Below are 19,323 nucleotides of genomic sequence, written 5' to 3'. Positions count from 1 at the left end.
TTCCTTGCCCTTCAGCGCGTAAACCTTTAAAGTAATTAGTATACGTAGAGCAGAGGAGGTGAACCGGATGAATATGCAAATAGAACTGGTTCCCCGGGAACGAAGTCAGGTGATTCGGCATTTAATGCAATTTTATCTATATGATTTTACCAAGTATCTGAATATTGATGTAGATAGTAACGGTATTTTCCCGGAATATCCCGGTCTGGAAGCCTTCTGGACAGAGGAGAACCGTAAGTTTCCTTTTTTGATTACAAGTGATGGAGCACCTGCAGGATTTGCTCTGGTGGAGAAGCTGGAGCCTGGAAGTAGGGATAATGATTATTATTTGACTGAATTTTTTGTGATGCAAAAATATCGGCGCAGTGGAGTGGGCACTCGGGCAGCATATGAATTGTTTGAACGTTTTCCTGGGAGATGGAAAGTGACTCAGGTTCGTAACAATGTCATTGCCCAGGCGTTCTGGCGAAAAATTATAGGAGACTATACGGGAGGACGCTTTCGAGAGAAGTTCCATCCGGAGTTGGGCAATCCAAGCCAGTATTTTGTAACCTGATTCCCATTGGGGCTTCACTTACATATAAAGCATTCTACATGAATGCTGAAATAAAGAATCTGATGAAGGAGTGAGTAACATGAATGTACCTACATTCCATCTCGATGGACAAACAGCACTGGTGACAGGTGCGGGGAGAGGGATCGGAAAAGCAATTGCGATCGGACTGGCCCAGTCAGGCAGTGACGTTGTACTTGTATCCCGAACGATGAAAGAAATTGAGGAAACAGCTGCCTACATCTATGAACAGACAGGACGCAAAGCGCTCGCTCTGACTGCGGATGTGACATCAAGAGAACAACTGGAAAGGACGTTTCGAGAGGCGATCTCCGAGATGGGCAGTCTGGATATCCTGGTGAATAACGCAGGGATGAACATCCGGACACCAGCACTTGAAGTTACGGACGAGCAGTGGGAGACCATCATGCAGACGAATCTGAAGTCGGCATTCGTCGCTTCCCAGTTGGCGGGTCAGCATATGAAAGAAAGAGGGACTGGGAAGATCATCAACATTTCATCCGTAGGCGGTCATACGGCTTTGCGGACAGGGGTTGTATATGGTGCGACCAAAGCTGCGTTAATTCATATGACCAAAGTGCTCGCACTGGAATGGGGCAAGTATGGAATCCGCGTCAATTCAGTAGGGCCATGGTATTTCCGAACACCTCTGACCGAAAAGCTGCTGGATGATCCCCAGTATCTGCAGGAGATTGTAAGTCGTACACCGCTTCAGCGAGTGGGAGAACTGGAAGAAGTGGTAGGGCCGGTCGTATTTCTTGCATCAGATGCAGCAGGGTATATAACGGGTCAGACGTTATTGGTTGACGGTGGAATGTCCATCTATGGTTTTTAAATGACCCAATTCACTGAACTTGGAGGAAGATAACCATGGAAACGCGCACTTACGGAAAAACGGGCATGAACGTAAGTACACTTGGATTTGGCGGAGCGGAAATAGGCAAAAATGTATCCAAAGCGGATGTAGAGACATTGCTGAATAGTGCTTTGGATGCGGGATTAAACGTGATTGACACGGCAGAATGTTACGGTGACAGCGAGGAGTTAATTGGTGAGGTGCTGTCACATCGGCGTGATGATTACTATTTGTTCACCAAATGTGGACATGCTGCCGGGATAGAAGGTCCGGATTGGGATGCCAAAGTACTGGAGAAGACGATTGACCGTAGCCTGAAACGGTTGAAAACGGACTATGTGGATGTTATCCATTTGCATAGTTGTTCAGAAGAAGTACTTCGACAAGGAGCGGTTATTGAAGTGCTCCAGCGTGCCAAGGAAGCAGGGAAAACCAGATTTATCGGATACAGCGGGGATACAACGGATGCGCTATATGCAATTCAGACCGGAGTATTTGACAGCCTGGAGACGTCACTAAATATCGCAGATCAGGAAGCGATTGAACTGACTTTGCCTGAGGCGAGAAAGAGAAACATGGGTGTAATCGCCAAAAGACCTATTGCCAATGCGGCCTGGACGTATGAAACACTTTCGGAAGAGGCTTACCCCTTCATTTACTGGAAACGCTTAAGTGAACTTAACTATGGTTTCCTGGGTGAAGATGCTCAGGCAGCGGTGGAAACAGCACTGCGTTTTACGCTAAGTACCGAAGGCGTAGACACGGCTATTGTAGGAACAGCCAAGCCAAATCGCTGGCAGCAAAATGCTGACCTTATTGCTAAAGGCGCACTTCCACAGGAATTGTATGATGAAATTAGAGCACGATGGAAAGAAATCGCAGGAGCAGACTGGACTGGCCGGACATGATTCTTTGCATTTGCCAAATGGATTTTAATTTTGCGAAGCTGCCTATAGGCAGCTTTTTTATTAGCATAGACCTTATATTTTCAACATATGAAAAATTCATAACAGTAAGCATTCTAACCATTTCGTAAAATGTTCAAATTCATCTTAAGCATACTACTTTAATTTTGAGAGAACGACAACTGTATTGGTACTAAAAACTGATTCGTCATATATATAATATTTCAACATATGAAAAATTCACAATAGAAAAGAATGCCCACCGCTGTTACTGCCAATCTTTTAGATACGATTCAGCACGCCCTTCGACTAAATGAACTGCCATCCTTCGCTGTGAAAGTCAAATTACTTCTCATTAACAGAAAATTAGATATCCCAGGAAGGTACCTGCAGTGTATAAAAAGGAATCAAACCAGCATCAACTGCCATGCCTCCCAGTCCTACCGCCCAGCCATGGATAAACCCATTTCTCAATCCCTGTTTCCCTTCCATCGTAATGAATAGGGCTTGTCCGGTTGCTTGAGCAAATGGCTCTCCTCCTATAAACGGGTGGTATAGAGTTTTTATTCGGAGGAGAGTATTTTTAGAATCGACTTATGCTATTCCTTTATTTTGTCCTGCTGAAGAGATTGAAGAAACGGGCATTTGGAAGGAACGGTATCGTCATCGCGCAAAAAATATTGTTTATACTCCAGATTGTCTTGTGATCCATATTGCTTTAATTCAGGATGTGCCGGTATGATATCGTAGGCAGCCAAGCGTGCGCGGATTCTCGGAGCAATCGCTGCAGCTCTCTGGGGTTGTGCGTTCCATATATCGAGCACCCAGCGCGGTGTTAGAGCTAACATGAAATAAGGAAAGTTGCGACTTTGTCGTGATATATGGGCTGGCGTCCCGCAATAGACAAAATATCGTTCGTTATTGTAACAAAACTCCCACATGGGATGCTCTGGATCTTCTGGGATATCTTTTGGCCAAGGCTTGTTGTCCAAGCGTCTGATCTGGATTAATAGATCCCAGAAGGCTTTTTCATAGGCCAATACATCCCGGATCTCTTTTTCCTTTTCAAAAAATAAAATCAATGAAGAATATTCTCCGAATGAACGAGCGGAATCTCCATATTCTTTGAGCATGTCTGATACATAGCGTTCTGCAGACTCGTCCCCGAAATTAGAAACAAAGCCGTATCGGAGGTGATCCAGGGCAAAAGCCTGTGTAGCCGGAATACAGGGAAATCGAGCCTCCCGGTCACTCATTTTGGAAGAGAATAAATGGTAAGCATCTCTCTTCCAGGCTTCGAGAGGGCACTCCTCATTCTCAATCTCAGAAGATGACAACAATAACGACATGAACAGTCCTCCTTTATCTATAGGATATAACCCAAGGGCAAAATGGTGACAGTCCAACTTATTTTTGTTAATGAGACATGCAATTAATCAATGTACTGCACATACATATCACTTATCTAAAACGGATGAGGTGATGTGTTGTTTTTTAATATCAAGGAGTTGCAATATCATGCCAAGCCGGATCGACCCGACCCCGTGTTCGCAAGAAAATTACAAGAAGTACTGGGCGGACAATTTGGCGAAATTACCGTAGCCATGCAGTATTTATTTCAAGGCTGGAATGTCCGTGGGGATGGGAAATATAAGGACCTTCTTATGGATACGGGAACCGAAGAACTCGCTCATGTTGAGATGTTGGCTACGATGATCGCTCGATTGCTGGACAATGCTCCATTGACTACATTAGAAGAAGCTGCCAAAGATCCAGTTATTAATGCGATACTCGGTGGGAGTAATCCACAACACGCGATTGTAAGCGGACTTGGAGCAGCCCCAACCGATAGTAATGGGTATCCTTGGAATGCCAAGTACACAATAGCAAGTGGTAATTTATTGGCTGATTTCAGACATAATCTAGCAGCAGAATCTCAAGGCAGACTTCAAGTTGCCAGACTATACGAAATGACCAATGACCGTGGTGTGAAAGACATGTTGTCGTGGTTGCTGGCTCGGGATACCATGCATCAGAATCAGTGGATTGCAGCGATAAGAGAACTTGAAGAAAAAGAAGGAATTGTTGTACCGAGCACATTCCCGAAAGAACTTGAGAAGAGAGAGGTTGCGTACGTTCTCTTTAACTTCTCTCGTGGTGATGAGAGTGCAACCGGACGCTGGGCTCACGGTCCAAGTATGGATGGGCAAGGAACTTTCCAATATGTTCAGCATCCTCAACCTTTGGCACCTGCACCTAAGCTTCCCCCAGCGCCGCCGTATATTTTTGATACCCCACCTGAGGTTCTAAGAAAAGGAAGTTCAGCGGATGTACCGCCGTATATGCCATAAGAAATGGATTAAAAGTGGATAAGGGGAAACAGAATATATTCTGTTTCCCTATTCATTAACAAAATGCGTGATTCTAGATCATGTACTTCCATTTGTTTTTGAGGTAGGAGCCAATACCAGAGATTGTTAACTGATTGTTTACATAAAATTAGGAAGGTAACAGAAACTAGAATAGTAAGTTAATTGAGAATGGAGGACAAGCATGTTTTTTTATCGTGAAGACCTGATCAATATGATCGTACCAGACAAGCCTGATCCCGCGGCAGCAAAAGTATTGCAAGAGACGCTTGGCGGCCAATTTGGCGAAATGCGGACGATGATGCAATTCTTCTTTCAAAGCAGTAATTTTCGGGGGAATGCTACGCAGTATAGAGACCTGATCCGTGGTGTATTTATTGAGGAATTAAGCCATATTGAACTGGTGCAACAAACCATTAATCAGTTATTAACGGGGGCCGGTGCAGAAGGCGCAGGAGATGCAGGGGTTGACGGTGCTCCATTGGATGAAGCGATTAAACATGCCAACCCGCATCATTACATCATGGGAGCTCAGAGCTCACTGCCTGTTGATGCTGCAGGTAATCCATGGCTTGGGAATTATGTGTACGATCATGGGAATCTGGTAAGTAACTTACTTGATAATATTGTGTTGGAGTCGACGGGTGTGTTGCAAAAATCAAGAATATATGAAATGAGTACTAACAAAGCATTCCGTGAAACGCTGGGTTTCCTGATTGTTCGTGATAATGCGCATCAAAATGCATTTGCCAAAGCACTGGAGACCCTGGGCGTGAATTGGGGCAAAATATTTCCGATTCCCAACTATGATATTAATAAATATCCAGAATGCCGGAAATATGTAGATATGGGCTTCCACAATGCGCAGTTTAATTTCCGTTTAGACAATACGCGTATCGCTGAGATTTTCAGTGGTCAAACACCAAGTCGTAATGGTGGGGAACTGCAAGTGATCGATCCGCCACAAGGTTATCCTCTTCCTTATATGCCTGAACTTCCGAATGAGCATAGCCCGGGGATATATGATCTCAATGCATAGAGAATGAACAAGCGAACCAAAAAGAGACACTTGTGGTCTCTTTTTTTTGCAATAAACACAAAAAAGGAACCCGATTGCTGGGTTCCTTTTTTTGTTACATGAAGATGCTTTATTGCGGGCGGTTTTGATTCGAATACGTACCAAAAGATTGACCATTCGTTGAGATATTAGGAGTGTTATATGGCTGCTCCAAATAAGATACGTGCTGTGAAGATGAGTGTGCAAGTTGTTGTGCAAGACTGGAGATTTGTTGTAATTGCTGGATGGCGGTTTGATGACCTTGCAGGGCGGTCTGAATTATATGTGCAGCTTGTTGCTCACGTTGTGCCAATTGCTCCAGTTGTTGAGCGTTGCTTTGTTCTTGTCTAAGTAGTTGTTGGTATTGCATCGAAGCCTGTTGTGTTTGTTGCGTAAGTTGTTGAGCCAACTGTGTAATTTGCTGCGATTGAGAGAACTGATTCATATGTGAAACCTCCTATGTGTTTTGATGTACTTGTGTAGTATGTGATGAGGTCCCAAGAAATATTCAACACATCCAGTTTAATTCCAATAAGGAATAATTTATGAACATGATTCGCTGTGAATTGGGAAGGCTACCTTTAGTGGCCTAAAATGATACAGAAAAGGAATGACAACATGAGCAAAGCATCGACTAACGCTACAGAAGAAAAGAAATTAAAATGGTGGCAACTAAGTCTGCTAGGTGTAGCAGGAACAATTGGTACAGGATATTTTCTGGGTTCCAGCCTTGCGATCTCGATTGGTGGTCCAGCTGTGCTGCTGGCCTATATCTTGGCGGCCTTGGGTACATATGTAGTTTTTGATGCGCTCGCGAGAATGACAGCAGACCATCCGGAACAAGGGTCCTTCCGTTCGTATGCTAAGAAGGCCTTTGGAAGTTGGGCAGGCTTTGCCAGCGGATGGGTCTATTGGTTTTCGGAGTTGCTAATTATGGGAAGTCAGCTTACCGCGTTGTCCATTTTCTCAAGGTTCTGGTTTCCGGCTGTACCGCTCTGGATCTTTGCTGCAGGATTCGGAATTGTGGGTCTTTGTATTGTATTCTTCGGTAGTAAAGGATTTGACCGGGTTGAAAATGTACTGGCTATCATTAAAATTGCAGCCATCATCATGTTTTTGGTGCTTGCCATCGCTCTTCTCGCAGGATGGATTGGGGGAACCAAGTATGAACATAAAGTACCGTTGGATATGGTAGCAATTTTTCCAAAAGGTGGAATTGGATTGTGGTCTGCGTTTCTTTTTGCGTTCTATGCCTATGGAGGTATTGAAGTGCTTGGTATTATGTCATATCGGCTTCAAAAACCGGAGGACGCTCCAAAGGCAGGAAAAGTCATGCTCATTGCCCTATCCACAGTGTATGTTGTATCCATTGGACTGGCGTTGATCATGGTTCCTTTGAATGCATTCAATCCCAAGGAGAGTCCATTTGTACTGGCGCTCAGTAGTGACCACCTTGCTTTTATTCCACATTTGTTCAACGGGGTGCTCATTGTAGCCGGATTTTCAACGATGACAGCTTCCCTCTATGCGGTGACGTCTATGATTATTACCCTCGCTCAGGAGGGAGACGCCCCGCAGTTATTTTCTCGAAAGTGGAAAACGAAGTATCCGTTATTTGCATTGTCCCTTATTGGTTGTGGGTTAGTTGGTACGATCATCATGTCTCTCTTACTCCCAGGCAAAGTATATGAATACATCACGACTGCAGCTGGACTGATGCTTCTGTACAACTGGTCGTTTATTTTATTATCCTCCGGTAAACTGTTGAAATCAGGCAAGTTCGATGTGATTCAAACGCTGGATCGGCTTATTGTTAATCGCTACTGCAGTCACAGGAACGCTTTTTCATGCACTCAGCAGACCAGGGTTCTATATTAGCTTATTGCTTGTCTCTCTCATTGCCATTAGTGACGTCATTCTACAAAGGATTCGAAAGAAGAAGCCTGCGACCAAAACATCATCAAACGCCGAGAAGGGTGAAAATGAAGGAAATGAGCAGTATTCTACGGGTATAAGCAGTTATCACATCACGGGTATTCGGCTACGAAAAAAAAACAAACTCAAATAAAGAAGAGAAATTGTATGGCTTTATATCCAAAGTAACAGCCAAAACCGACTAAAGACAATCCGGAAATGAGAGCAATTCCCTTAAGCACATTAGTAGTGAGATATTTGCGAAAAAAACTCGCGGCAGTCGCCATGAATAGATCCCACAGAAGTACGCCAAAGATGATAGCTCCACTATAAATCAACAATTGATCCATAGGAGAATCATTTACAGCCTTCGCCAGAACAGAACCGTAAATTCCTAGCCAGAACATGATGGAAAGAGGGTTAAACAGAGACATCAGGAATCCTTGAAGAAATGACTTGGTAAGCTCCGAATCATCTCCTCTCATCTGAGAAGGGGCAAGGTTTCCTGCATTTTTAATACTCTCCACACCCGTATAGATCAGTACAAAACAACCAAACATCCAGAGGAATACCCTTACAAATGGAAGTTCAAGCAGATGTACGATGCCGAAATACACCAGCAGCATGTAAATGATATCAGCTGCGATGGCTCCTAGTCCAACAAACCAGGCAGGCATAAACCCACCTCGAATACCCTTGTCCAATTGCGCAGCATTGATCGGTCCAATAGGGGCTGAAAGTGATAGACCCAGGATAACATATCCAAACAGTATATAAATAAGATTGTCCTCCTTTCCATACTGTAACAGCATATTCTTCAAATTGGTTTTATAGGACATGATTATTTGTCGATGTATACTTTATGAACAATTGATTCATATTAGTCGAAAATAAAGGGGGTGATTGTGTGCTTATGCGTTGGATAAAGGAGATTTTCACATCACAAAAGAAAGGAGAAACATTCAATAAACGAACACAGCATTCTCAAAGTCTGGATATTGCGCTAGAAGATAAACTTAACAGTATTATCAAGGCATTTGAGTATAGTCCTGATTTTGTAGTTCGTGAGTTCCCTATGTTAGAGGGGAAGGGCACTGCCCTGGCTGTATGTTACATGGAAGGCTTGACAGATTCTACGCTGTTGGTTGAACTTATGGACAATATCATTCAATGGATGAATACGAATCACCTACCGGAAGATCAACCGGGAGATGTGTTAGTGAAAAGAATCTTACCCTCCGGAAATATCCGAAATATAGATTCGTCGCAACTTATCTATGAGGCTTTGTTAACAGGCCACGTCGTTATACTTATTGATGGTATAAAGAATGTTCTGGCAGTGCCGGTCGCCGGAGGAGCCAGAAGATCTGTGGAGGAACCCACGTCCCAAACGGTGGTCAGAGGGCCAAAGGAAGGATTCACAGAGGAGCTTACGACCAACATTACCCTTGTTCGACGAAAAATACGGACTCCTGATTTGAAATTCCAGATGCATACCATTGGAGAGTACACCCAGACAGTGGTTGCACTGGCTTACATCCAAGGTATTGCCAAGCCACAAGTCATTGAAGAAGTTACCAAACGTCTTAATGCCATCAACACAGATAGTATACTCGAGAGTGGTTACATAGAAGAATTTATTCAGGATGCACCGCTTACTCCTTTTCCGACCATGATCAACACGGAGCGCCCAGATACGGTTGCAGGCAGTCTATTGGATGGTCAAGTAGCCATTATGGTAGATGGTACTCCATTTGCGTTGATTGCACCTGTGACTTTTTTTAATTTCTTTCAAACGCCCGAGGATTATTATCAGCGTTATGATATCTCTACCTTTCTGCGGATTATACGGTTAATCTGTTTCCTTGTATCCTTGTTGCTACCTTCGACTTTCATCGCACTAACCACATTTCAGCAGGAGATGATACCTACAACGTTATTGGTCACCCTGGCCGCACAACGGGAAGGGGTCCCTTTCCCGGCATTACTTGAAGCCCTGCTTATGGAAATTACGTTCGAGGTCATTCGTGAAGCTGGAGTGCGAATGCCGCGAGCCATTGGACCTGCAATCTCCATTGTTGGTGCATTGGTAATCGGACAGGCTGCGGTAGAGGCGGGATTGGTCTCAGGCGCGATGGTCATTGTGGTTTCCTTTACAGCAATAGCGAATTTTGCTATACCCTATTTCAGTATGGCTACAGCAGTAAGGCTATTGCGTTTCCCGTTTATGTTACTGGCAGGTACGCTAGGGTTATACGGTATATTGGCCGGAGCAGTGCCATTGCTTGCGCACCTGGTATCGTTGAAGTCATTCGGCGTTGACTACCTAATGCCATACAGTCCGTTTTTCAAGTCAAATATGAAAGATCTGTGGTTGAGAGTACCATGGTGGGCTATGAAGACGAGACCTGATGAGAAGACGAATATGAATAAGACGAGACAAGCCCCTCATCAATACCCGTCGGGTTCGAATAACATTGTAGACCGTATTAATGAAGCTGAGAACGAATAAGGAGCGATTTATATGATTCGCTTGCAGTCCATATTAATATTACTCATGGTCGGACTGATCACTGCTGGTTGTGGAAATCACACAGAATTAAATGATCTGGGCATCACAACGGCAACAGGATTTGATCGAAAAAATGGAAAGTGGATCATTACCTATCAGATTATTGTACCGCCAGCGAGCAGTTCAATTGGATCGTCGTCTGGTGGGTCTCAAGCGCCCGTGAACACATTTTCATCAGAAGGCAAAACGATTCGGGAAGCTGTTGCCCAAAGCAGCGTAGAGAATCCCAAAAGATTATATTTTGCACATACCAATGTCGTTCTGATTGGTGAGGAAGCGGCAAGATACGGGATTGCGGAGATAATAGATCACTATTATCGAAATATTGGTTCCAGGGAATCTGCGAAGCTTATTATTGCAGATGGTCAGGCAAGAGAGTACCTCGAAAAATTGATTCCTCCAGAGAAACAGCCTGGGCGTGCTTTATCCGAGATTTTGGAACGGAATAAAGAAAAAGGGTCGTATTATCCCGTGATGAACATCCATGAGGTTGGTCTGAAGATCACTTCAGACAGTGGATCCGCCGGAATTCCTGGTGTTACAGCAGATACACAGGGCGATAACAAACAGAGTTCAATTGATATTTTTAAGGAGACATCAATACCCGGGAATTTAAGACTTCAAGGATTAAGTGTATTTCTCAAAGACAAAAAGATCGGAGTCCTGAACCAAAAAGAAAGTATGGGTATCGCCTGGCTAACAGACAGGGTGAACTGGACTAACTTGACCTATACGGACGCAAAGGGTGAGGTGAACTCTTTTCTTGTGCGTAAAGCAAAAGTTAAGATCATTCCTGTGAAAAAGGGGCTTCATTATGCTGTTCAGGTAGATGCAAAGGTCGACGCTGAGCTGGATGAGAGCACATACGGAGAGGAAATAGTTAGTACACATACCATTCAAGAATTGCAGCGACAGGCTGAACAAGTCATCCAAGCACAGATATTGAATGGGTGGAGAGGGAACCAGCGGCTTCATGTCGATCTGTTGGGGATCGCGAACAAAATACATCAAAGACATCCCAAAGAGTGGAAAATTCTAAAAGACAACTGGTCTAGTGAATTGGCACAGATGGATATTAACATAAACGTAAACGTAACTCTGCAACGAGTAGGTCTGCTTCAAGATTCTTTCAGCAAGTTGCTTGGCGAACAGAAAGACTAACACCAAGGAGAGGTTCAATCATGAAATTAGCTAGGGAGCTTCGCGTATCTGAATTGGCTGTTTGTCTTTCCTTATTTGAAGTTGGCAGTACAACCTTGTTTCTGATAGGTGGAGATGCCAAACAGGATGCATGGTTAGCCATGCTCGCCGGGGCTACTGGTGGCTTGGTGTTACTACTCCTTCATCTGGCTATTCATCATCAGGAACCTGAATTGGATTTGTTTCTTCTGTGTCGCCGCTATATGGGGAAAATATTAGGGACAATCGTAAGCCTTTCATTTGTAGGTTATTTTGCTTATGAAGCTTCACGAAATTTACGTGACATCAGTGAAGTCACTGAATTGACCTTACTGAACAGAACGTCCATGTGGATTATAAGCATGATCACCATTGTCGTCGTATCCAACACTGTACGATATGGATATCGTGTACTGTTTCTCATGTGTATGATTCTATTTCCGCTCATGGCGCTGGGCTATGCATTAATCAGTTTCTTAATTCCCACTACAGGTCTTTTTCACCCAGAACTAGTCTTGCCCGTGTTGGAGAATGGCTGGAAGCCGATTTTCCAAGCTGCTTTTCCGGAGATCGTATCCTTTCCATTTGGGCAGGTTGTCTTGTTCCTGGTCTTTTATCCCTATGCCCGCAAAGGCAGGAATCTTAATAGAGTGGTGATTATCGCCTATACTCTAACGGCTCTCGCTTTAACATTTATTAATCAACTTATCATTTTTGTCTTGGGTCCTCAGATTGCTACCTATAGTACACTCCCGCTTTTGGAGACAGTACAATTGATCGGTTTGACTGAAGTGTTTGAACGGATGGATGCCTTGTTCACTTTACTCCTGTTCCTCGGATTGGGTATTAAAATGGCTGCATTTTTCCATGGAGCCGTGATTGGACTCGAAAGAGTAACGGGAGCGAACTATAGGAAATGGGTGTTTCCAGTAGGGCTTGTTCTATATGGGTTGTCTTTTTTATCACCGACATTTACAGAACATATTGAGATAGGGCGAGGATTCACGTTAAATTATACTTCTCCTGTATTTCAGGTCTATTTACCCGTACTACTATTGGTTGTCATCCTATTGAGAAAGAAAGGGATGCAGAAAAACGAAATGAACGAGCCTAAAATATGAATGCCACATGCTCTGGAATCTAAAAAACGACCCAGTCGTAAACTGAGTCGTTTTTAGGGTTAACCATTAGTTATCATCCAACAATTTTAACGCCATGTCTGATTTCTCCAAATCGTGTTCAACTTGCTCTTCGATACTATAGGGATGATACATCTCATTCTTGATCATATAGTCTGCGATCTTTTGGTGGGTTTCGATTGCAGTATCCAATTGAGCCTTAAGAACTTTCCGAACTCGGGGGGTTGCAGTTTCGGTAAGAGCTATCGCATAGGTACGTACGGCTGACTTGGCAGAGAGAAGCATATCGGTAGCAATGGCCATATCATCCATGGGAGCAACGGCTTTAACGAGCATTTCTTTTGTTTTGGTTGTAGTCATAAGAGCAACCTCCTTATTTTAATAGGGATTTTAATTCTTCAATAACTTTGGAAGAGTTGTCCAAATCTTCTTCAATTAAGGATTTTAGTTTGTCGTCTTTTACCAGTTCCAGCATCGTTACAGCTTTGGTGGCACACGAAGTTTTGAGGGTTAGCAGTTCATGTACTTCGAGTTTCTCATGTAATGCAAGTTCCTTAGTTGCCATCATTAAGCACCTCCAAGAATTGATTATTCTTTATGTTAGTACCCTGATATAAAACATATAAACGGAATTTGTTTAAAATATTTTAAAAAAATAGAAATTAATGTTTTATTTATCTGTTGATTTCATATCCAGGTCATGGTGAAGTTCTGTGGCAGGGATGACGGGCTCATGTATCTGTCCCTTTGGAACAGGATTGGAGATATATACATAGTCTCCGGTTCCATCAGGTGCACTTCCTGTAGCCCATAAACCTTCGGCGGATTCAGTTCCCTCGGAGAGATTCCAGAATTCATAGGCCTGCGGCTGAGATTCTTGCTCGGCTTCAGGAGGGAAAGAAGCTGGAACAACGACTCCGTTCTTTTCCTCCAGTTCCTGAATAGCTGCCATCCATTGATACTGGTGATAACGATCACGTGCTAACATTTTACGGAAAGTAGCCCGTACGCCTTCATCTGTTGTCATATGGTACAGTCTTGCTACCTGAAGGCGACCCTGACTCTCGGCATGCAGATTAGAACGCATGTCTGCAAGCAAGTTACCACTTGCCACGATATAAGAACCATTCCATGGAACACCGTTTGAGTTGGTTGGCAAACCACCAAGACCGCTGACCAGCAGATGTTGCGGATTGATACCGCCCATAATTGCAGCTGTCACAGGATCCTCAGCGGCTTGTTGTTGTGCCTCAGGAGAAGCACCATCCAGCAACTGGCTGATCAATGAACAGAGCATCTCGACATGTCCAATTTCTTCGGTGCCAATATCCATGAGCATATCTTTATATTTCTCTTCACCTCGACAATTGAATCCCTGAAAAAGGTACTGCATCATGACTGTCATTTCGCCAAATTGTCCTCCCAACACTTCTTGAACCTGACGTGCAAGCATGGGATCGGGACGATCTACTTTGACTTCAAATTGCAACTCTTGCTGATGTCGAAACATGTGATTCCCTCCAATAAAAATGTTATAAATTTCTGAATGAATTCAAAATCTTATTAACCTGATCATTGGAAATTAAACAGTAAAATAACAAAAAAGACAAAACAGGAGATAGGGAACTTCTCCTGCTTTGTCTCATAAGTTCACTGCGACATATTCTCAGATATCGCCAGATTATATCTACTCTGAATCCGGTCTTTTGACTTGAAGCGGTGGGGGAATGAGCCATCCTTTTTCTTTGTTCATTTGAAGAATTCTTACGCCTAAAGCCATTTTGGTCACATGATATTTGGCGAACAGAGCACCAATATCTTCTCGGATGGATTGACCAATCGTTTGGCTCGCAGCAACCAGACCCATGGATGTATCGGCTGCCACTTTTGCAGCAATTTCGGGATCTGTGAATCTTGCGCCGGCCGGGATATCCTCCAACTCTACATGTGGTCTTTCCGGCAGTGTAGGTGCAGGGGCAATACCATTTTCAGTCAATAGTGTATCGCATTCTTTAATTTCGAGTTTGGCCTGGTCCAGCAGGTCTTCCAAGATTTTCTTCAAATCTTTATCTCCTGCATGACTCATATAAGCTTGATAGCAAGACACAGTGCCTTTGGCCATTGTAGAGCATTGCCATACACTGAAGATTTCACCATAGTGCATCGGTTCGTTCTTGGGGTTGCCACTTAGAATACCCATGATTTGATTTCCCTCCAGTAGGTTAATGTATCACCAACTTATGATCGCCTGAATTCTATAAAATTATGCACTGAACAGGGAGTGGAGGATGCCATAGTTATTAACATCATTTTTATTATGTAAACCAAAGACGAATTTAAACTATTTTATCTTGTAATTCATTCAAAAAGGAACAACCAGCAGAACAGGTCTGCTGGTGGGAGTGCAACATGTATTTTTAGACTGGAAAAAGTGGGTTACCATTCATCCCGATCCATAATTCTGATTTTTCAAGTTGTCCAGCCAGATGTAACAACCAATCTTCGCGGCCCTTGGTTGCCATCACCTGAACGCCCATAGGCAAGCCTTCTGGTGTCATATGCAGAGGTACACTAATTGCAGGCTGGCCTGTCAAATTCGCGAGCTGAGTGAACGGTGTATACGTAAGACTTGGTTCAAACATTTCATAGATGAGTTGCTGCTGCTTGGTCTTGTCCAACTCGCTAATCCGCATCAGGTTACGAATCTGTTCATCATGAGGTGTTAACTCTCCAATTTTGGGCGCAGAAAATGCATTAACGGGTGTGACATAGAAGTCATAGCGCTCAAACAAGGTGGACATCTGCGCTGCAGCTACATCCCATTCTGCCAGACTATGCACAAATTCCGCAGCGGACACTTTTTTGCCGGCTTCAGCCAGAACCCAGGATTCAATCTCCATATCATCTGAGGTCAGAATTCGTCCCATGGAACGTTCCATGGAAGAGATCATTGCAGCCATCTCGCCACTGTTCATCATATAATAGTTCTCCATCAACCGGACTCCGTTAACCGGACTCAGCTTTTCTTCAACATGATGTCCTTGGTCTTCCAACCAGCGAACGAGTTTATATACTGCTTCTTTGGCTTCTGTGCTGACGGGTGTACCTACAGGTGAATCTGTTGTGTACGCAATTTTCAGTTTGCGTTGATGAGGATAGCTCATATCTGCCAAGTAACTGCCTGGGAATAGTGGTGCATGAAACGCAGCTTCAGGCTGAATGACTTGCAAAGTATCGAGCAGGGCGGCACTGTCCCGAACCGAGCGGGATAGGGCAAAATCAATGGATGCGCCTTGCCATTGACGACCAACTCCAGGCCCCACAGGTGTCCTTCCGCGCGTTGGTTTCAAACCAAACAAGCCGCTGAAGGAAGCGGGAATACGAATCGAACCGCCTCCATCACTGGCTCCGGCAAGTGGGACAATCCCTGAAGCTACTGCTGCGGCAGCGCCGCCACTTGAACCACCTGGAGAGTGATTGATATTCCATGGATTGCGAGTTGGACCATGAAGACGGGGCTCGGTAATATTTTTCAAACCAAATTCTGGCGTATTGGTATGCCCTATAATGATAAAGCCTGCATCGCGCAGTCGAGAGACAAAATTGGAACTGCGCAATGCACGATGCTCGCTGAACAGGCGTGAGCCAGAGGTCAGAAATTCACCTTCCAAGGATTGGGAAATATCTTTCAGAAGCAGGGGAACACCGGCAAAAGGTTGTTCTCCAGGGCGAACCAAGCCTGCTTCTTGCCGCGCACGAGCTTCATATGTACGAATAACCGCATTAAGCTGCGGATTTACTTCTTCAAGGCGTGCAAATGCCGCTTCCAGCAATTCAACCGGAGATACTTCCCGGGATCGGATCAGTTCAGCCAAACCTACGGCATCGTAGGAGGTATATGAGAATGAAGACATTATGATCGTTCCTCTCTGAATATAGTTCATCTGTTGTTCCATATGTCATCGTACCACCGGAATAGATAAAAGACAAAAATGATCGAGTATCGAGTAATGAAGAGAAAAAAAGCACTACTCATCCAATTCGATGTGCAGTGCTTTCATGTTTAAAATTTCCTTTGATAAACCTTAGATAAAACATCCACTTACTCTGTACGAAGCTTCGGTGCCGCATCGGACGCAGTTGATGATCGTTCCTGCTGTTTGGAGATGGCGAAGAGGGCAACCCAGATCAAAATAAAGCCAAGCAACTGCTCCCATGTAATCAGCGTACGGAAAGCAATCCAGTTCACCAACACACCTGCCATCGGGAAGCTCAGTTCCGCGAGAGTTGCGACAGAAGCTTTGGTCGACGACAGACCTTTGTAATATAACAAAAGACTGAGCAATCCTGGTAACAATGCCTGACCAAGAATGTTGAGGATGACAGCAGTCTGTTCACCCGTTCCGGACGGAAACGTCCATACCGCACCTTCGTTCCACGTCATAAAGATCAGGAGCGGGAGAGCAACGACGAAGCGAAGGGAAGTAACGGTCTCGTAACGCGCCTGTCCCAGCATCAATCGGCCCATTACGGTGGAACCTCCCCATAATGCGGCAGCCCCAAGGGATAACAGGCTGCCAGCATGAATCCAGTTGTCCCAGTTACCTAGAGGCATTGTGAAGCCGAATGTAAGCAAATATGTTCCGACAAGTGCAATGAAGAACAGTCCGCCGAAGCGACGAGGCAATGTCTCTTTCAATAACAGCTTAGCCAGAACGATAGCGAAGAGTGGCTGCATTTTTTGCAATAACAGTACCGTGTTGGGATCGTTATGTGTAAGTGCCATGGTGAACAATACCGTTGCGAGTGCTGAACCACCCCATGAGATAAAGATCACGGCAATCCAGTGGCGAGCGCGCAAGTTCTTCAGATCAGCCCGGAATTTCCATAGCACGGGAATGGCTATAAGACTGACGATGATATGCTCCACCAGTACAATCTGCGTGGATGTCATTGTGTTAAGCAAAATAATGCGGAAGAGTGGATCCACACCCCAGAGGGCGGCGCCGAGAACAACAAGCCAGAATCCGGTATTACTTCGTTCCTTGCGGTAAACCGTTGATGCTGATGATGTCTTTTCCATATTCAGGACTCCTTCGTCAGAACACGGAATCTTCAGTTGGCAAAATCGACAAAAGCCCCCGTTTCGGTATATACCAAATAAACGGGGGCTCATCCAAGGACATGCGTCAGGAAAGAGGCCTTCCCGTGAACGGCATGTCAATGTGTTGATCTTCTCTCATCCGGACTGTACCGTCGGCCTTGGATTCACACCAAGTCAGTCGCTACATGTCCTTCGTTAAGAACAAATAGCGAGTCGCGGGCTGGTTCCGAAGAACATCACCGCCGGTTGGGAATTGCACCCTACCCCGAAGATCCTATTCAATTATATAGTGTGTTGAACAAGCTGTAACATTAATAAGTTCATCTTATTCCTGTAAGCGCTAGCAGTTCAAGCATTTTTTCAGAAAATGATATTCCAGTTTCCTTGCTGTCTGCGAAGAAGCACGATCTGACCTGCGTGATACGCATCATGGAGTACCCAGCGAGCTAGTTCGTGTGCCCATTTCTCTTCAGAATCCATATAAGCTGCTTCCAGATCTGACTCCTGTAGCGCCGCCAATTGATCTCGCAACTGTTGAGCTAACCGAGTTGTACCCTGTTGCAGTGTATTCCATCCATCTGCGTCCGTTGCATCTCCAGAATTCCCAAACGTGTATTCATTGGAGTCTACAGCGGGAAGGGTGGGTTCTTTACCTTGCATGCGACATAATAAGCGATGGTTGTAATAATACATATGGTTAACCAACTGCCAGATGCTTAATCCTCCTGAAGGCGGAACCCAGGCTGCTTGTTCTGCTGTAAGACCTTCCAGGGATTTTGACAAAGGCACAATCCAATTGCATTGATCCCAAGTGTCATCCTTTTGAATAAGTAACACATCTAATGCTGTAGTTTTCGTCATTTTTTTATTCCTCCTTGAGTGCTATTGTGGTGTAACTAGCTAAAATTACTTATTGAGGTTACACTTAATATAACACATCAAGAAATGAATGTAACCATCTTTATTGATTTAAGAAGGTTACATGAAACGGAGGCACATATGGACAGACTATGGACCGATTTTGTAAACAGTGATTATCACGATTGGCGTGGGGGAGATCGATCGGAGGACAGGCTCGGGAAGGCAGACTGGCAACGAGACTTTCTGGATCGATGGAAGCTGCAAGCTCCTGTACCCGCATCCTCTGAAGATGAATTGGAGATCAGAAATTTGAGGGATGAATTGCTGACCCTGGGAGCCCGTGTCTCTACTGGAGTATCATTAACAGATGGGGAGAAACAATGGTTGAACTCTGTTATGGAAGCAGGAACTATAAGAAGAAGATTGACCTCAATGAATCAGGAATTGATAATTCAACTTGTTCCGGCAGAAGTTCATTGGCATCAGGTTATGGCTGAGGTAGCTGCTGACTTTGCAATGACTTTGGTGGAGGGAGGAGCGGGCAGAATTCGTATCTGTGATAATTCGGATTGCCGCTGGATGTTTTATGATGATACCCGAAGCAGAACACAGAAGTATTGTGATGATAAGATGTGCGGGAACTTGATGAAGGTCAGAAGATTTCGAGCGAAACGAAAAACCCAAAATTGAAAAATATTAACAATAACTATATAATGTATATATACTAGCGAAACAATAGTCATAAGCCGGACGGATTCGTAAGCAGGATATGATCGTCTTTCAAACCAAATAT

19 protein-coding genes, 1 pseudogene and 1 riboswitch are annotated in these 19,323 nt (G+C 44.3%); of the genes and pseudogenes, 10 read left to right on the top strand and 10 right to left on the bottom strand.

Features of this window, described 5'->3' with window-relative positions; genetic code table 11:
* Nucleotides 1-67 precede the first annotated feature (67 nt).
* The 3 genes from M1D71_RS16530 to M1D71_RS16520 all read left to right on the top strand — a co-directional run bounded on the left by M1D71_RS16530 (nucleotide 68) and on the right by M1D71_RS16520 (nucleotide 2,338).
* On the top strand, nucleotides 68-556 hold the full coding sequence (locus M1D71_RS16530) for a GNAT family N-acetyltransferase (RefSeq protein ID WP_458122855.1): 489 nt from the start codon (nucleotides 68-70) through the stop codon (nucleotides 554-556).
* A 79-nt stretch (nucleotides 557-635) separates the two neighbouring features.
* Nucleotides 636-1,409, top strand: a complete 774-nt coding sequence (locus M1D71_RS16525; protein WP_458122854.1) for an SDR family NAD(P)-dependent oxidoreductase — start codon at nucleotides 636-638, stop codon at nucleotides 1,407-1,409.
* Between the two features lie 35 nt (nucleotides 1,410-1,444).
* Entirely contained in the window at nucleotides 1,445-2,338 is an 894-nt protein-coding gene (locus tag M1D71_RS16520) for an aldo/keto reductase (RefSeq protein WP_458122853.1), read from the top strand.
* A 596-nt stretch (nucleotides 2,339-2,934) separates the two neighbouring features.
* Here M1D71_RS16520 and M1D71_RS16515 read toward each other — a convergent pair.
* Nucleotides 2,935-3,684, bottom strand: coding sequence for a YqcI/YcgG family protein (locus M1D71_RS16515; RefSeq protein WP_458122852.1), 750 nt, complete (start codon nucleotides 3,682-3,684; stop codon nucleotides 2,935-2,937).
* 138 nt (nucleotides 3,685-3,822) lie between these two features.
* Between M1D71_RS16515 and M1D71_RS16510 the strand changes: the two genes are divergently transcribed.
* Nucleotides 3,823-4,686 (top strand): manganese catalase family protein, encoded by an 864-nt coding sequence (locus M1D71_RS16510; RefSeq protein ID WP_458127274.1) that lies wholly within the window; start codon nucleotides 3,823-3,825, stop codon nucleotides 4,684-4,686.
* 202 nt (nucleotides 4,687-4,888) lie between these two features.
* A complete protein-coding gene (locus M1D71_RS16505; RefSeq protein ID WP_458122851.1) occupies nucleotides 4,889-5,743 on the top strand; it encodes a manganese catalase family protein in 855 nt (284 codons plus the stop codon).
* A 109-nt stretch (nucleotides 5,744-5,852) separates the two neighbouring features.
* Here M1D71_RS16505 and M1D71_RS16500 read toward each other — a convergent pair whose 3' ends face one another.
* Nucleotides 5,853-6,206, bottom strand: a complete 354-nt coding sequence (locus M1D71_RS16500; RefSeq protein ID WP_458122850.1) for a hypothetical protein — start codon at nucleotides 6,204-6,206, stop codon at nucleotides 5,853-5,855.
* 173 nt (nucleotides 6,207-6,379) lie between these two features.
* Here M1D71_RS16500 and M1D71_RS16495 point away from each other — a divergent pair.
* A pseudogene (locus tag M1D71_RS16495) lies at nucleotides 6,380-7,829 on the top strand (amino acid permease).
* Here the strand turns inward: M1D71_RS16495 and M1D71_RS16490 are convergent.
* Nucleotides 7,822-8,454: a LysE family transporter gene (locus tag M1D71_RS16490; RefSeq protein ID WP_458127273.1), complete on the bottom strand. Its 633-nt coding sequence runs from the start codon at nucleotides 8,452-8,454 to the stop codon at nucleotides 7,822-7,824. The pseudogene M1D71_RS16495 and the gene M1D71_RS16490 sit on opposite strands and share 8 nt — an antisense overlap.
* A gap of 134 nt (nucleotides 8,455-8,588) precedes the next feature.
* Between M1D71_RS16490 and M1D71_RS16485 the strand changes: the two genes are divergently transcribed.
* From M1D71_RS16485 to M1D71_RS16475, 3 genes are read left to right on the top strand one after another with little or no spacing between them, the layout of a single operon-like run.
* Nucleotides 8,589-10,187, top strand: a complete 1,599-nt coding sequence (locus tag M1D71_RS16485; RefSeq protein ID WP_458122849.1) for a spore germination protein — start codon at nucleotides 8,589-8,591, stop codon at nucleotides 10,185-10,187.
* Nucleotides 10,188-10,199: 12 nt separating this feature from the next.
* Nucleotides 10,200-11,408, top strand: coding sequence for a Ger(x)C family spore germination protein (locus tag M1D71_RS16480; protein ID WP_458122848.1), 1,209 nt, complete (start codon nucleotides 10,200-10,202; stop codon nucleotides 11,406-11,408).
* A gap of 20 nt (nucleotides 11,409-11,428) precedes the next feature.
* Nucleotides 11,429-12,547: a GerAB/ArcD/ProY family transporter gene (locus M1D71_RS16475; RefSeq protein WP_458122847.1), complete on the top strand. Its 1,119-nt coding sequence runs from the start codon at nucleotides 11,429-11,431 to the stop codon at nucleotides 12,545-12,547.
* A gap of 66 nt (nucleotides 12,548-12,613) precedes the next feature.
* Here the strand turns inward: M1D71_RS16475 and M1D71_RS16470 are convergent, their stop codons facing one another.
* The 7 genes from M1D71_RS16470 to M1D71_RS16440 all read right to left on the bottom strand — a co-directional run bounded on the left by M1D71_RS16470 (nucleotide 12,614) and on the right by M1D71_RS16440 (nucleotide 18,530).
* The gene (locus tag M1D71_RS16470; protein WP_458122846.1) at nucleotides 12,614-12,925 is read right to left on the bottom strand and encodes a spore coat protein; all 312 of its coding nucleotides are present in this window, start codon (nucleotides 12,923-12,925) and stop codon (nucleotides 12,614-12,616) included.
* Nucleotides 12,926-12,938: 13 nt separating this feature from the next.
* A complete protein-coding gene (locus M1D71_RS16465; RefSeq protein WP_458122845.1) occupies nucleotides 12,939-13,133 on the bottom strand; it encodes a spore coat protein in 195 nt (64 codons plus the stop codon).
* Between the two features lie 102 nt (nucleotides 13,134-13,235).
* Nucleotides 13,236-14,075, bottom strand: coding sequence for a manganese catalase family protein (locus tag M1D71_RS16460; RefSeq protein WP_458122844.1), 840 nt, complete (start codon nucleotides 14,073-14,075; stop codon nucleotides 13,236-13,238).
* Nucleotides 14,076-14,252: 177 nt separating this feature from the next.
* Nucleotides 14,253-14,765 (bottom strand): DUF3231 family protein, encoded by a 513-nt coding sequence (locus M1D71_RS16455; protein WP_458122843.1) that lies wholly within the window; start codon nucleotides 14,763-14,765, stop codon nucleotides 14,253-14,255.
* Nucleotides 14,766-14,982: 217 nt separating this feature from the next.
* Nucleotides 14,983-16,479, bottom strand: coding sequence for an amidase (locus tag M1D71_RS16450; RefSeq protein ID WP_458122842.1), 1,497 nt, complete (start codon nucleotides 16,477-16,479; stop codon nucleotides 14,983-14,985).
* Nucleotides 16,480-16,667: 188 nt separating this feature from the next.
* A complete protein-coding gene (locus M1D71_RS16445; protein ID WP_458122841.1) occupies nucleotides 16,668-17,648 on the bottom strand; it encodes a DMT family transporter in 981 nt (326 codons plus the stop codon).
* A 144-nt stretch (nucleotides 17,649-17,792) separates the two neighbouring features.
* Nucleotides 17,793-17,946: riboswitch (FMN riboswitch) on the bottom strand.
* 83 nt (nucleotides 17,947-18,029) lie between these two features.
* Nucleotides 18,030-18,530 (bottom strand): DinB family protein, encoded by a 501-nt coding sequence (locus M1D71_RS16440; protein ID WP_458122840.1) that lies wholly within the window; start codon nucleotides 18,528-18,530, stop codon nucleotides 18,030-18,032.
* Nucleotides 18,531-18,668: 138 nt separating this feature from the next.
* On the opposite strand from M1D71_RS16440, the gene M1D71_RS16435 reads away from it, so the two are divergent.
* A complete protein-coding gene (locus M1D71_RS16435) occupies nucleotides 18,669-19,220 on the top strand; it encodes a CGNR zinc finger domain-containing protein (RefSeq protein WP_458122839.1) in 552 nt (183 codons plus the stop codon).
* Nucleotides 19,221-19,323 lie beyond the last annotated feature (103 nt).

The organism is Paenibacillus sp. Z3-2 (assembly GCF_054161325.1).
Note: the sequence above shows the minus strand (reverse complement) of the source record. Positions and strands in the feature narration are given on the sequence as shown.

Bases quoted from the DNA above. Each gene is read 5' to 3' on its own strand.
- M1D71_RS16505 (WP_458122851.1), top strand. From the start codon at position 4,889: ATGTTTTTTTATCGTGAAGACCTGATCAATATGATCGTACCAGACAAG.
- M1D71_RS16455 (WP_458122843.1), bottom strand. From the start codon at position 14,765: ATGGGTATTCTAAGTGGCAACCCCAAGAACGAACCGATGCACTATGGT.
- M1D71_RS16470 (WP_458122846.1), bottom strand. From the start codon at position 12,925: ATGACTACAACCAAAACAAAAGAAATGCTCGTTAAAGCCGTTGCTCCC.
- M1D71_RS16435 (WP_458122839.1), top strand. From the start codon at position 18,669: ATGGACAGACTATGGACCGATTTTGTAAACAGTGATTATCACGATTGG.
- M1D71_RS16445 (WP_458122841.1), bottom strand. From the start codon at position 17,648: ATGGAAAAGACATCATCAGCATCAACGGTTTACCGCAAGGAACGAAGT.
- M1D71_RS16475 (WP_458122847.1), top strand. From the start codon at position 11,429: ATGAAATTAGCTAGGGAGCTTCGCGTATCTGAATTGGCTGTTTGTCTT.
- M1D71_RS16485 (WP_458122849.1), top strand. From the start codon at position 8,589: ATGCGTTGGATAAAGGAGATTTTCACATCACAAAAGAAAGGAGAAACA.
- M1D71_RS16480 (WP_458122848.1), top strand. From the start codon at position 10,200: ATGATTCGCTTGCAGTCCATATTAATATTACTCATGGTCGGACTGATC.
- M1D71_RS16525 (WP_458122854.1), top strand. From the start codon at position 636: ATGAATGTACCTACATTCCATCTCGATGGACAAACAGCACTGGTGACA.
- M1D71_RS16465 (WP_458122845.1), bottom strand. From the start codon at position 13,133: ATGATGGCAACTAAGGAACTTGCATTACATGAGAAACTCGAAGTACAT.
- M1D71_RS16460 (WP_458122844.1), bottom strand. From the start codon at position 14,075: ATGTTTCGACATCAGCAAGAGTTGCAATTTGAAGTCAAAGTAGATCGT.
- M1D71_RS16520 (WP_458122853.1), top strand. From the start codon at position 1,445: ATGGAAACGCGCACTTACGGAAAAACGGGCATGAACGTAAGTACACTT.
- M1D71_RS16530 (WP_458122855.1), top strand. From the start codon at position 68: ATGAATATGCAAATAGAACTGGTTCCCCGGGAACGAAGTCAGGTGATT.
- M1D71_RS16515 (WP_458122852.1), bottom strand. From the start codon at position 3,684: ATGTCGTTATTGTTGTCATCTTCTGAGATTGAGAATGAGGAGTGCCCT.
- M1D71_RS16500 (WP_458122850.1), bottom strand. From the start codon at position 6,206: ATGAATCAGTTCTCTCAATCGCAGCAAATTACACAGTTGGCTCAACAA.
- M1D71_RS16440 (WP_458122840.1), bottom strand. From the start codon at position 18,530: ATGACGAAAACTACAGCATTAGATGTGTTACTTATTCAAAAGGATGAC.
- M1D71_RS16450 (WP_458122842.1), bottom strand. From the start codon at position 16,479: ATGTCTTCATTCTCATATACCTCCTACGATGCCGTAGGTTTGGCTGAA.